General features: G+C 74.0%; 11 protein-coding genes. 9 read left to right on the forward strand and 2 right to left on the reverse strand.

Translation table 11 applies throughout. The features are described 5' to 3' along the window. Positions 1-17 precede the first annotated feature (17 nt). The 9 genes from KKR89_RS00355 to KKR89_RS00395 all read left to right on the forward strand — a co-directional run bounded on the left by KKR89_RS00355 (position 18) and on the right by KKR89_RS00395 (position 7,988). Positions 18-974, forward strand: coding sequence for an ABC transporter permease (locus tag KKR89_RS00355; RefSeq protein ID WP_208196738.1), 957 nt, complete (start codon positions 18-20; stop codon positions 972-974). Next, the gene (locus tag KKR89_RS00360; protein WP_208196739.1) at positions 974-1,894 is read left to right on the forward strand and encodes an ABC transporter permease; all 921 of its coding nucleotides are present in this window, start codon (positions 974-976) and stop codon (positions 1,892-1,894) included. The genes KKR89_RS00355 and KKR89_RS00360 overlap by 1 nt, the downstream gene beginning before the upstream one ends. Beyond that, entirely contained in the window at positions 1,891-2,892 is a 1,002-nt protein-coding gene (locus KKR89_RS00365) for an ABC transporter ATP-binding protein (protein WP_208196740.1), read from the forward strand. Before KKR89_RS00360 ends, KKR89_RS00365 begins: the two co-directional genes overlap by 4 nt. Further along, positions 2,889-3,956: an ABC transporter ATP-binding protein gene (locus KKR89_RS00370; protein ID WP_208196741.1), complete on the forward strand. Its 1,068-nt coding sequence runs from the start codon at positions 2,889-2,891 to the stop codon at positions 3,954-3,956. Before KKR89_RS00365 ends, KKR89_RS00370 begins: the two co-directional genes overlap by 4 nt. Positions 3,957-4,101: 145 nt before the next feature. Next, on the forward strand, positions 4,102-5,274 hold the full coding sequence (locus KKR89_RS00375) for an MFS transporter (protein WP_208196742.1): 1,173 nt from the start codon (positions 4,102-4,104) through the stop codon (positions 5,272-5,274). A gap of 73 nt (positions 5,275-5,347) precedes the next feature. Continuing rightward, positions 5,348-5,701: a TFIIB-type zinc ribbon-containing protein gene (locus tag KKR89_RS00380; protein WP_208196743.1), complete on the forward strand. Its 354-nt coding sequence runs from the start codon at positions 5,348-5,350 to the stop codon at positions 5,699-5,701. A gap of 294 nt (positions 5,702-5,995) precedes the next feature. Next, positions 5,996-6,301: a hypothetical protein gene (locus KKR89_RS00385; RefSeq protein ID WP_208196744.1), complete on the forward strand. Its 306-nt coding sequence runs from the start codon at positions 5,996-5,998 to the stop codon at positions 6,299-6,301. Positions 6,302-6,370: 69 nt separating this feature from the next. After that, complete coding sequence (locus KKR89_RS00390; RefSeq protein WP_208196745.1) at positions 6,371-7,003, forward strand: TetR/AcrR family transcriptional regulator; 633 nt, start codon at positions 6,371-6,373, stop codon at positions 7,001-7,003. Between the two features lie 37 nt (positions 7,004-7,040). Next, positions 7,041-7,988: an alpha/beta fold hydrolase gene (locus KKR89_RS00395; protein WP_208196746.1), complete on the forward strand. Its 948-nt coding sequence runs from the start codon at positions 7,041-7,043 to the stop codon at positions 7,986-7,988. Between the two features lie 42 nt (positions 7,989-8,030). On the opposite strand, the gene KKR89_RS00400 is transcribed toward KKR89_RS00395, so the two are convergent. Together KKR89_RS00400 and KKR89_RS00405 are read right to left on the reverse strand one after the other, a co-directional pair. Continuing rightward, positions 8,031-9,128 carry a COG1470 family protein gene (locus KKR89_RS00400; protein ID WP_208196747.1) on the reverse strand — a complete coding sequence of 366 codons (1,098 nt, stop codon included), beginning with the start codon at positions 9,126-9,128 and terminating at the stop codon, positions 8,031-8,033. Between the two features lie 130 nt (positions 9,129-9,258). Then, positions 9,259-11,880 carry an alpha/beta hydrolase gene (locus KKR89_RS00405; RefSeq protein ID WP_208196748.1) on the reverse strand — a complete coding sequence of 874 codons (2,622 nt, stop codon included), beginning with the start codon at positions 11,878-11,880 and terminating at the stop codon, positions 9,259-9,261. Between the last annotated feature and the right edge of the window lie 477 nt (positions 11,881-12,357).

Below are 12,357 nucleotides of genomic sequence, written 5' to 3' on the forward strand. Positions count from 1 at the left end.
AGGACAGGACGCGTCCCATGCTCAGGCAGCTGATCCACAAGGGCGGGCAGGCCGTGCTCACCCTGTTCCTCGCGGTCGTCGTGGTGTTCCTCGGCGTCCGCGCCCTGCCCGGCGACGCCGCGGTGGCGCTGGCCGGGCAGGAGGGGTCGCTGGAGAACGCGGACGCGGTCCGTGCGCTCCACGGGCTGGACCGGCCCCTGCCGGTCCAGTTCGTGGAGTACATCGGTCGGCTGGTCCAGGGCGACCTGGGCCGGTCGAGCAGCACGGGCACACCCGTCGTCGACTCGATCGCCCGGGCGCTGCCCGTGACCCTCGAGCTGGCCGCGCTGTCGGTCCTCGTCGCGGCGCTGATCGGGCTGGCCCTGGGCGTGGTCGCGGCCCTGCGGCAGGGCAAGCCGTCGGAGATGGTCGTCAACGCCGCGGCGCTGCTCGGGCTCTCCGTGCCCAACTTCTGGCTCGGCCTCATGGCCGTCCTGCTGCTGAGCGTGGTCTTCCCGGTGCTGCCCGCGTCCGGCTACGTGCCGTTCGCGGAGGACCCGGTGGAGAACCTGCGCCGGATGATCCTGCCGGCGGCCGTGCTCGGCACCTCGCTCGCGGCGGTGATCATGCGGCAGACCCGCTCGGCGATGCTCGAGTCGCTGAGCGCCGACTACATCCGCACGGCCAAGGCGAAGGGCCTGAGCTGGCGCACGGTCGTCGTCCGCCACGGGGTCCGCAACAGCCTCATCGTCGTCGTCACGGTCATCGGCCTGCAGCTCGGGGCCATGATCTCCGGCGCGGTGGTGACCGAGCAGGTCTTCGTCCTCCCCGGCCTGGGCAAGCTCACGCTCGACGCGATCTTCACGCGCGACTACCCGATGATCCAGGGCGTCGTCCTCGTGGTCGCGGCCGGGTACGTGCTCATCAACCTCGCGACCGACGTCCTGTACTCGGTGATCGACCCCCGCATCCGTGTGAAGGCAGGCGAGAGCTGATGGCGACCGACACGACCAGCCCCGCGGTCCCGCCGACCGGGGGAGCCGTCGAGAGCCCCCGGCGCGTCCGGGAACGTCGCGACCCGCGTCGCGTCGGGGTGCTGCGGCGCACGCTGCGCACCCCCGGCGGCGTGGTGGGCCTCACCGTCACCGTCCTCATGGTCGGCCTCGGCCTGCTCGCACCGGTCATCTCACCGGCGGACCCGGTCGCGACGGCGTTCGACCAGGTGCTGCGCCCGCCGTCCGGCGAGCACCTGCTCGGCACCGACGAGCTCGGGCGGGACCAGCTCTCCCGGGTCCTGCACGGGATCGCCGCGTCGATCCAGATCGGTCTGCTGTCCGTGGTCCTCGCGACCGCGGTCGGTGTGCCGCTCGGCCTCGCGGCCGGCTACTACCGGCGGATCGACCCGCTGATCTCCCGGGCCGTCGACGTGCTGCTCGCCTTCCCGACGCTCATCCTCGCGGTCGGCCTGGCCGCGGTGCTCGGCCCGTCGGCCACCAACGTGACCATCGCCCTGGCAGTCACCGCGGTCCCGGCGTTCGTGCGGGTCGTGCGCTCCGAGGTCATGCGCCTGCGCGGGATGGAGTTCGTGTCCTCCGCCGTCGCCTCGGGGGTGTCGGACACCCGGGTGCTGTGGGTCCACATCCTGCCCAACGCGATGAGCGCGCTGCTCGTGCAGATCACGGTCTCCATCCCGACCGCCGTCATCGGGGAGGCGACCCTGTCGTTCCTCGGCCTCGGCATCCGGCCGCCGGAGCCGTCGCTGGGGACGATGCTCTCCAACGCCCAGGCGTTCCTCGCGACGGGCTGGTGGATGGCCCTCTTCCCCGGCATCGCCGTCATCGCCATCACCCTGGCCCTCAACCTCGTGGGCGACGCGCTGCGCGACGCCCTGGACCCGAAAGGACGGCGCCGGTGAGTGTCCTCGACGTACGCGACCTGCGGGTCACCTTCGGCACCGAGTCCGGGCCGGTCGTCGCGGTCGACGGGCTGTCCTACGGCGTCGACGCGGGCGAGATCCTCGCGATCGTCGGGGAGTCCGGCTGCGGCAAGAGCGTCGGCGTCCTGTCCCTGCTCGGTCTGCAGCCCGACTCCGCCCGCGTCAGCGGCGAGGTGAGGTTCCAGGGGGAGGACCTGCTCGCCGTGCCCGAGCGGCGACTGCGCGCCGTGCGCGGCCGCGAGGTGGGCTACATCTTCCAGGACCCCATGACGGCGCTGAACCCGCTGCTCACCGTGGGCACCCAGATCACCGAGGTGCTGCGGCGCCACCTGCGGATGTCGAGGGCCGCCGCGACCGACCGGGCCGTGGAGCTGCTGGACCTCGTGGGCATCCCCGCCGCGCGCACGCGGCTGGCCGCGTACCCGCACCAGCTGTCCGGGGGCATGCGCCAGCGGGTCATGATCGCGATCGCGATCGCGTGCGGACCGCGGCTGCTCATCGCCGACGAGCCGACGACGGCGCTCGACGTCACGGTCCAGGCCGGGATCATCGAGACGCTGAAGGACCTGCGCGACAGGCTCGGCACCGCGATCCTCATCATCACCCACGACATGGGCGTCGTCGCGGACATCGCCGACCGGGTGGTCGTCATGTACGCCGGCCGCCGGGTCGAGGAGGCGCCGGTCGACACGCTGTTCCGCCGGCCCACCCACCCCTACACGCGCGGGCTGCTCGCAGCGGTGCCAGCACCGGGGCAGCGGGCGAGCCGGCACCGTCTCGTGGGCATCCCCGGCACCGTGCCGGTGCTGCGCAGCTCGCCCGACGCGTGCACCTTCGCGGACCGCTGCCCGCTCGCGTCGGCGCAGTGCGAGGCCGCGCGGCCCGAGCCCGCAGGCGTCGGCGCCCCGGGCCACGTCGCCGCGTGCTGGCACGCCGACCTCGCCCCGACCCAGCTCACCGCCGGAGGTGCACGGTGACCACCGTCCCCGACCCGCAGGACACTCCGGCAGCGACCGCGGCACGGCCACCGGCGCTGCAGCTCCAGGACGTGACGAAGCACTACCAGGTGCCCGGCGGCGTCGTCCGCAGCGTCGACGGCGTCAGCCTCACGGTCGGCGCGGGGGAGATCGTCGGCCTCGTGGGCGAGTCCGGCAGCGGCAAGTCGACCGTGGGGAAGATGGCCGTCGCCCTCGCGCGTCCCACGTCCGGTCGCGTCCTCGTCGACGGCGTCGCCGTCTCCGAGATGTCGCGGCGGCGGCTGCGGCCGCTGCGGCGGTCGTTCAACATCGTCTTCCAGGACCCCGGCTCCTCGATCAACCCCCGGATGACGGTCGGCCAGGCCGTCGCCGAGCCGCTGCGCGTCTACGACGTCGTCCCCCGGAACGCCACCCGGGCACGGGTGCTCGAGCTGCTCGACCTCGTCGGCCTGCCCTCGCACGTCGCCGGGCGCCACCCCCACGAGCTGTCCGGCGGGCAGCGGCAGCGCGTCAGCCTGGCGCGTGCGCTCGCCCCCGGGCCGACCCTGCTCGTCGCGGACGAGCCGACGTCCGCCCTCGACGTGTCGGTGCAGGCCTCGGTCCTCAACGTGATCGCCGACCTGCAGCGCGACCTCGGGTTCGCGTGCCTGTTCATCAGCCACGACCTGTCGTCGGTGGAGTACCTCGCCGACCGGGTCGCGGTCATGTACCTCGGCAAGATCATCGAGGTCACCGAGTCGGACGCCCTGTTCCGCCGACCGCTCCACCCGTACACCGAGGCGCTGCTGTCCGCCGCGCCGATCCCGGACCCCGAGGTGCAGCGCACCCGGCGACGGGTCCTGCTGTCGGGCGAGCTCCCCAGCCCGATCCACCCCCCGAGCGGCTGCGCCTTCCACCCGCGCTGCCCGCTCGCGACGGACCTGTGCACCACCTCGGCGCCGCCGCTGCGGCCCGTGTCGACCGTCGACGGCGTCGCCCACGTGGCCTGCCACCTGGTCACCGACGACGGCATCCGGCCGTCGCTGCTCGGGGCACCGGCGGCCGCCGGGTCCGCCCACACCTGAGCCGGACCCCCGCCAGGTCCCCGACACCGGTCCCGCACGACCGGAGGAACGAGCACTGCTGAGAATGGCCCGCCTTGCCGAAGCCGACACCGACGCCGGGGCCGCGACGCCCCGCCGCCGTCGGGACTCCACGACCGTCCTCCTCGTGGTCACCCTCTTCACGATCACGGGCATCGGGTTCATGCGGACGCCCCTGCTGCCCGGCATGGGTGCGGACCTGGAGCTGTCGGCGTCGAGCATCGGGTTCATCACCGCCGTCTTCGCCCTGGGACGCGTCCTGACCAACGTGCCCGCCGGACGGCTCGCCGACTCCCGGCCGGTCGCCCAGCTCGTCGGGCTCGCCGCCGCCGTCATGGCGATCGGCGCGCTCGGGGTCGCCCTCACGGCCTCCTACCCGGTGCTCCTGGTGTGCGTCGCCCTCATGGGCGTCTCCTCCGCGCTCATGAGCACCACGGCGATGACGACGCTGACCCGGCGCGCGGCGCCCGGGCGGCGGGGAGCCGCCATGGCGCTGTACTCGACGAGCCTCATGACCGGGCAGATGATCGGTCCCGCGCTGGCAGGGCTGGCCGCCGGCGCGCTGTCGTGGCGCGCGACGCACTCGATCAGCGCCGCCCTGGCCCTGCTGCTCGGGGTGACGGTGGCGCTCGTCGCGTGGAAGGTCGCAGGTCCCCTCGTCGCCCGCCCGGGGGCCCCGGGGGCGCGGCGGACGTCGGACGTCGACGCGACCCGCCCGGACATGACGAAGGTCGAGCTCGCGGTCGTCTCGGGCGTGGCGTTCGCCGTGTTCTTCGGGATGGGGGCGCTGCCCTTCACGCTGCTGCCGCTGTTCGCGGAGGACGAGCTCGGCCTGTCCGTCGAGCTCATCGGTCTGGGGGTGGGGCTCGGTGGCCTCACACGGATCGTCGGCGCCAACGTCTGCGGGTTCATCGCGGACCGGGTCTCGCGCAAGGCGGCGCTCGTGCCGAGCATGGCGCTGCTCGGGGTGTCGGCCCTGGTCGTGGCGCTGCCGCTGACCGTCCCGCTGTGGTTCGTCGTGACGGCGGTCTTCTCGCTCGCCTCGTCCGGCGTGGCGATCGCCGGCACGGTCATCGGCGACCGGTCGAGGCCGGGCGCGCTGGGCCGGCGCATGGGCGTGTACCGGGCGACCGGGGACCTCGGGCTCTTCGTGGGGCCGCTGGTGGGTACCGTGGTCTACGAGCACGTCGGCAGGTCCGCCGCGGCCGTCGTCGTGGGCGTCTTCCTCCTCGTCGCCACCGCCGTCGCCACCGCGGCGCTGCGCGAGTCCCGGCCTGCCGCCGAGTCCGTGGCCGCCTGACGCCCGTCCGCAGCGTCGAGTCGCGTGGCTCGCGTAGGTTCATGCTGCCGACCGCCGACGGAAGGACCGCACCATGCAGTGCCCCGTGGACCAGGCCCAGCTCGTGATGACCGAGCGCCAGGGCGTCGAGATCGACTACTGCCCCGTGTGCCGCGGGATCTGGCTGGACCGAGGTGAGCTCGACAAGATCATCGACCGCGCCGCCACGGTGGCACCGGCGGTGGACCCGCGGGCCGTGCCCGGGGCGGCCGGGCCGGTGTACGGCACGCCCGAGCCGCGCGGGTACGGCACGCCCGGGTACGGCGCACCCGGCTACGACCGGCCGCGCTACGACAGCGGGCGGGACGACCGCGGGTACGACCGCGGCCACGACGGCCGCAAGCGCAAGAAGAAGGAGTCGTGGCTCGAGGAACTCTTCGACTTCTGACGCGTGCGGGATCGCCCTCCCACGCGCGGGGGGTGAGGTCGCACCCCCTGTGGTGAGAGCGCGATCCGGCACCGCGGTCCCGGCGCCTCCACCAGCGGCCTTCACGCAGGTGGCAGAGGTGCCGTGTCGGCCGTCGCCGCCCAGACCTCCTCGGCGAAGCACCACAGGGCGTCCTCCCGGGCCTCGTCGTAGGACGCGGGCGAGGAGGGGACGACACGCGACCGGCGACGGTCGCCGCGGCACGGCCGGCCCTAGGCTGCGGGCGACCCACCGCTCCGAGCGTCAGGACGCCACGTGATCTTCTTCGGCTGGGGCCGCCGGCCCATGACCGCCGACCTCGACCCCGGACGCGCCCTCGTGCGCATCTGGAGCCACTTCCACCTCTTCTGGCTGTTCCGCTTCTCGTGGCCCAAGGGCTACCTGCTGGCGACGGCCACCGAGGCGGGCTGGGCGCAGCAGCCGATCACGGACGAGGAGGGGCGGGCGCTCGACCCGGAGGGTCGGACGGACGTGAACATCTGGTGGCGCTTCGGGCTGCTGCTGCCGCTCGTGGGCATCGCGTTCTCGATCTTCATGTCGACCGTGGGGCCGGGGTCCTGAGGGCCTGAGAGCGGGGGGTTTCCGCACGATCGTCCCTATTTTTCGGCACGATCGTGCTAATCTCGCCGGATGGTCGCCACCGCGCTGCCCAAGGGCCGCCGGACGCGTGCCGCCGTGCTGGCACGCGGCGTCGAGCTCGCGTGCCGCGTGGGCCTCGGCGGGCTCACGATCGGCGGGCTCGCCGACGAGGTCGGGATGTCGAAGAGCGGCATGTACGCGCACTTCGGCTCCAAGCAGGCGCTCCAGCTCGCGGTGCTCGACGCGGCTGCCGAGGAGTTCGCGAGCAGGGTGGTCCGGCCCGCGCTGCGCGCCCCGCGCGGCGAGGCCCGCGTGCGCGCGCTCGCCGACCTGTGGATCAGGTGCGGCGTGGAGCGGCAGCCCGGCGGGTGCCTGTTCGTCAAGGCCAGCACCGAGCTCGACGAGCAGGACGGGCCCGTGCGCGACCGCCTGCGCGAGCAGCACCACGAGCTCGCGCGAAGCATCGCGCGGATGGTCGCCGGCGGCGTCACCGACGGCCGGCTCCGGCCCGACACCGACACCGCACAGTTCGCGACCGACCTGCACGGCGTGATGCTCGCGATGTACCACGGGCACCGGCTGCTCGGTGATCCCGCGGCCGAGCAGCGGGCGCGCACCGCGATCGAGCGCCTGCTCGCCGCGGCCCGCGCGGAGCCGCCGTCCACGGCCGCCGCACCCGCATGACCTCCCGCCTCCACCGCACCCGAGAGCAGGTCGCCGCATGAGCGCCGTCGACGCCTCCGCCACCGGCACCGCCCGCACCCACGCGACCGCCGCGACGGCGCGTGCCTCCCGGGGCCGCCGGCTCGTCGCGCGCTCACGCCTCGCCTACGTCCGCGGACGCCTGCGCGTCCTGGGCGTCGTCGCGCCGCGCGCCGCCGGTGCCGAGGCGTTCGCGCTGTGGTGCACGCTGCCCGGCGGGTCCGGGCGTCGCAAGGACGACCGCCCGTCCGCGGGTGAGGTCGTCGAGCTCACCGCGCCCCGGGGCGGCCGGGTCGTCGCCGAGTCGTGGGGCGAGGGACCGGTCGTCTACCTCGTGCACGGCTGGGGCGGCTGGCGCGGGCAGCTCGGCGCGTTCGTCGCGCCGCTCGTCGACGCCGGTCACCGGGTCGTGGCGTTCGACGCGCCGGGCCACGGGGACTCCGACCCGAGCGTGCTCGGCCCGCGGCGCGGGACGCTGGTCGAGGTCATGGAGGCGTTCGAGGTCGTCGGTGCGCGCTTCGGCGACGCGGCCGCGGTCGTCGCGCACTCGATGGGGACGACCGCCGCGTCGATGGTGCTGCGCGCCGGGACCCTGCGGGCCGACCGGCTCGTGCTCGTCGCGCCCAACCACGACTTCGCCGACATCCTCGCGGACTTCGCCCGCACGCTGCGGCTCCCCGTGCGCGTCCAGCGGCAGCTGCGTGCGGCGCTCGAGGAGTTCGCCGGACGCTCCCTCAGCGACTTCGACCTGGCGCCGCTCGGGGCGGACGGGCAGCTGCCGCAGACGCTCGTCGTGCACGACCGGCGCGACAAGGAGACGCCGTTCGCGGTCGGTGAGCGCGTCGCGACGGCGTGGCCGACGGCGACCCTGGTCACGACCGACGGGCTCGGGCACCAGCGGGTCCTGCGCGACGCCGCGACCATCGAGCTCGTCGTGCGGGACGTCACCGGTCCGCGCGACGCCTGAGGTGAGCCGGGACGCCTGCGCCCAGGGCGGCGTCCCGCGGGCTCACGGTTGCGTCGTGGACGCGGGCTCGCGTGCCACCCCCGCCTCGGCCAGCGCCGCGTCGATGCGGGCCTGCACCCGTCGGGCCGACCGGCGGCGCCCCCAGCGGACCCCGAGCACACCGCCCACGACGAGGACCAGCAGCGCGAGCTGCGACCACGGCACCACCCACACGGCGACCTGGGCCGACCCCGTGCGCAGGGCGGCGTCGACGACGTCCTCGCCGACCACCCAGGGCCGGGCGTCGACGTGCCCGGCGACGCGGACGACGGGCCACACCTCGAGCTCGGCCTCGACGAGCGCCGACTGCCCGGGCAGCACCTCGCGGACGTCGACGGCGTGCTCGGCCGCACCCGCACCGAACGGCCCCGCGAGCGTCGTCGCGGCCCGTGCGGCGAGCCGGACGTCGCCCGTGTTGGCGACCCGGTACCGCACGTGGACGGTCCCGGGCGCGAACGGGTTCCACGACGGCTCCCAGCGCGTCGTGACGTCCTGGGGTGCGAGCGACGCCACGACGTCGCCGGTGACGCGCAGGTGCAGGCGCGTCCCGACGCGCGCGGCGAGCCGCACCGTGTCGCCGGAGACGAGCTCGGCGACGACGCCCGCGGGGTGGTCGCCCGGCGTCGCGTCCGCGGGGACGGTGATCGCCAACGGGACGGTGACGGCCGCGCCGGGGTCGAGCGTGAGGCGCAGGGTGCCGTCGTCGACGCGCTCGGCGCCGGGGACGTCACCCAGCGTGAGCCACGCGCCGCCGTCCTGCGCAGAGCTGTCGCCGGGCGGGAGGTCGAAGTGACCCGAGTCGGACACGACCCCGTCTCCGGCGTACACGGCGAAGGTCGCGGAGCGCTCACTGAAGTTGGTGATCGCGACGTGATCGGTGACCGACGCACCGGGGTCGAGCACGTGCCGCAGCGAGATGCGCCCGTCGGGACCGTCGGCGGTCGCGGGCTGCACGGTCCAGGTCACGGTCGCGCCGGCGTCGGGCGCAGCCTCGTCGGACGTCGAGCCCGCGGCGGGACCCGCGACGAGTCCTCCCACGAGCGCGACCAGAGCGGCGACGACGGTGCAACGGATCGGGATGCGCACGGGTGAGCCCTCCACGGCAGGACTGGATTGCTCTCTCACGAGCGATGGGGTGCCGAGCTCGTACTTCGGCGGCTTCCGGCGGGCCGTGGGCCGCCGAAGCACGAGCTCGACGTGACTGGACTGCTCTCTCGCCGTCCTCGTCGGGTCAGTCGACGGGGAACAGCGACAGGCTGAGCGTGCCCGTGTACTCGCCGGGCGTCGTGTCGACCGGCACGTCGAGCACGAGGTCCGCGCCGATCGTCGCCGTGCCGACCCGGCCCTCGGGCGTCGCCGACGCGAGGCGACCCGGGACGACCAGGCCCTCCCCGCCGCCGAGCGCCGTGGCCCGGGCGTCGCCCGCGGCGAGGCCCGCGCGCGGGCTCTCGAGGCGCGGGGTCCACCCCAGGTGCTTCCCGTCGAGCAGGCGTGTGGCGGACTCGAACGAGTACGCCTGACCCGTGACGGCCCAGCCGGTGACCCCGGCCTGGGACACCGAGCGCGAGTCGGTGACCGTCACGGTGGGCAGCTGACCGGTGAACCGCAGCGCGGTGCCGGTGTTCTGCGGCCCGTCGAGCGTGACGCCCGAGCCGTCGTCCGCGACCGACAGCGCCAGGACGCCGTCCTCGCCCTCGGGCACGACGGCCCGCAGCTCGACACCCTGCGTGTTCGCGGGGTCGCGGAACAGGCGCGGCAGCAGGTCGACGAGGTTCTTCGACCACGTGTCGAACCCGTGCGGGCCCTGGGTGACGCCGGCGAACTCGTGGTGGATGCCGTTGGTCTCCAGCAGCTCCAGGAGGTCCATCGTCGCCTGGTAGGTGAAGTCGGTGACGTCACCGGTGTACACGCGCGCCATCCGGGTCTCGGCGTTGACGAGCGCGGGGTCGAACTGCGGGGTGTTGAAGAACAGCCCGCCCGAGAACGCGGCCATCCACCCGAACTGACCGGGGCGGGTGAGCCACGTGTTGAGCGTGTTCATCGCGCCCATCGACAGGCCGGCGATCGCCTGCCGTGCGGCGTCGTCGGCGATGTTGTACTCGGCCCGTGCCGCGGGCGCGAGGTTCTCGACGAGCTCCGCCGGGAAGTCCGGCGAGTTGCCGTTGCCCATCACGACGACCATCGGGACGATCGCGCCGTCCTTGATGTAGTGGTCGAGGATCTGCGGCGCACGGCCCACCTCGACCCAGTCGCCGTAGTTCTGTCCACCGCCGTGGTTGAGGTACAGCACGGGGTACGGCTCGGCGCGGTTCGCGTCGTAGCCCTTCGGCGTCCAGACGTACGCCTGGCGCTCCTCGCCGGCGACCGCGCTGTCGTACGTCAGCAGGGAGACCTCGCCGCGCTCGTCCGCGGGCAGGTCGCCGAGCATGCGGTCCGTCTCACCGGGGACGAACAGCGGGCTGACGCCCGTGAGGGTGTTGACCTTGTCCTCGGGGTCCTTGACGTCGACCCCGTCGACCACGTACCGGTAGTAGTAGAACCCGTCGAGCGGGCCCATCTGCAGGCGCCAGCGGTCCCCGACCCTGGTCATCGGGACACGGAACCACGCACCGTTGGGAGCCCAGTTGGCCCACACGGTGACGTCCTTCGCGTCCTTGAACTGCGTGCCGGTCTCGAACGTGACGATGCCGTCCTCGTCGACGTGCGGCGTCGAGATCGAGCCGGTCGCCGGCGCCGTGTACTTCCTGTCGAGCGGGCGGTGCCCCTCGCGCGGACCGTGGCCCGCGTCGTCCTGGAAGACGCGCGACGCGAAGTCGCGCAGGCCCTCGCGCCACGTGTCCCACGTGCCGCCCGTGTCGGGGTCGACGCCGTCGAACTCGTGCTCGACACCCGTGCGCTCGAACGTGCGCAGCAGGTCGTGGGTCTTGTTGTACGACGGGTCGAGCACGTTGCCGACGTAGATGCGCACGCGGTCCGTGCCCTCGTTGATCGCCGCGACCTCCGACCGGTTCGGGTCGGCGGGGCGCTGGGAGAACTCGACCGAGAACGCGCCGACCTCGCTGAAGACACCCGGGTCGGTGCGCAGCAGCGTCAGCGCCTGCTCGGCGCCGGTGCCGATGCCGGCCACCGCCTGCCCGGACGCGTCGTCCGCGACGTGGTACGCGTCACGCGCGGCCGCGACGACACCGTCGAGCAGCTCGGCGCGCGGGTCGGCGCCGCCGACCTCGGCCATCACCACGACCATCGACGCGAGCCCGCCCTCGGCGGCCAGGTTGTCGAGCACCTGCCGCGCGCGGCCCAGCTCGGTCCACTCGTCGGCCGACTGGCCGTCGTCGGCCAGCAGGTACAGCACGGGGTACGCCTCGGCGCGCTCGGCGTCGTAGCCGGGGGGCGTCCAGACGAGCGTCGTCCGCTCGTCGCCCGCCGCGGGGCTGTCGTACGTCAGCTCGGCGACGTCGCCGCCGTTGGCGACGTCCGACATCCACTGCACGGACGGCCCGGGCACGAAGAACGTGCTCCAGGTCGGCTTCGAGCTGATCGCCGCGGGTGCGTCCGGGTTGCGGAACGACTTCTTGGTGCGGTCCGGGAACGTCGCTGTGTACTGGTAGTAGTACAGGCCCGGGTCCAGGATCCCGACCTGCGTCGGGTAGTCCGTGCCGCTGGGGTCCATGGCCAGGTCGGACCACGTGCCCGCGGGGCCGATGTTGCCCTGGAGCTCAACGACCTGCGGCGTGCCGCCGACGATCTCCTGGACCGTCGCCTGCGGTGCCGTGAACCGGTAGTACCCCTCGGGCGTCACCGACACCCACGGGTCGGGCGCGACGCCCTCGGCTGCTGCTGCTGGTGGTGCCATCACTGCCGCCGTTCCCAGTGCGAGCGCGGCCCCTGTGACCGCGGCTGTCGTCCTGCGCTGCGCGCCGCGTGGCCCTCTGCGAGTCATCCCCATCGAAACTCCTCCTCGGTCGCCGACCGGCAGGAGGATGCGGACGACCTGCCCTCCACGTCGAGGGCCGGGATCGCGGTGCTGCTTCCCCCTGCGGCTGCCGCGGGCGCCCATGACGCCCACGACGGGCCCGCCGTCTGCAGCGTTGCAGGAGCGGGTTGTCCGAATGCTGTCCGGTCGGGAGGTTTAACGTCAAGCCTCCAGGCCCGGCGCGTCGATCCGGTGGCCTGGTCATGTATCACGGGCCCGCCCTTGACCGGGGTCCGACCGGGGCAGAGACTGCCGGGACGGGAGCAGACCGGGCCGCACCGCTGCGGAGCCGGACGCCCGGACGCCGCTCGCGGTGCCGTGCGGTTGCCCCGACGCAGGGGGAGCGTCGTCGGTCGG

Source organism: Cellulomonas dongxiuzhuiae (assembly GCF_018623035.1).
Classification (GTDB): Bacteria; Actinomycetota; Actinomycetes; order Actinomycetales; family Cellulomonadaceae; genus Cellulomonas; species Cellulomonas dongxiuzhuiae.

Bases quoted from the DNA above. Each gene is read 5' to 3' on its own strand.
- KKR89_RS00355 (WP_208196738.1), top strand. From the start codon at position 18: ATGCTCAGGCAGCTGATCCACAAGGGCGGGCAGGCCGTGCTCACCCTG.
- KKR89_RS00360 (WP_208196739.1), top strand. From the start codon at position 974: ATGGCGACCGACACGACCAGCCCCGCGGTCCCGCCGACCGGGGGAGCC.
- KKR89_RS00380 (WP_208196743.1), top strand. From the start codon at position 5,348: ATGCAGTGCCCCGTGGACCAGGCCCAGCTCGTGATGACCGAGCGCCAG.
- KKR89_RS00390 (WP_208196745.1), top strand. From the start codon at position 6,371: ATGGTCGCCACCGCGCTGCCCAAGGGCCGCCGGACGCGTGCCGCCGTG.
- KKR89_RS00395 (WP_208196746.1), top strand. From the start codon at position 7,041: ATGAGCGCCGTCGACGCCTCCGCCACCGGCACCGCCCGCACCCACGCG.
- KKR89_RS00405 (WP_208196748.1), bottom strand. From the start codon at position 11,880: ATGGCACCACCAGCAGCAGCAGCCGAGGGCGTCGCGCCCGACCCGTGG.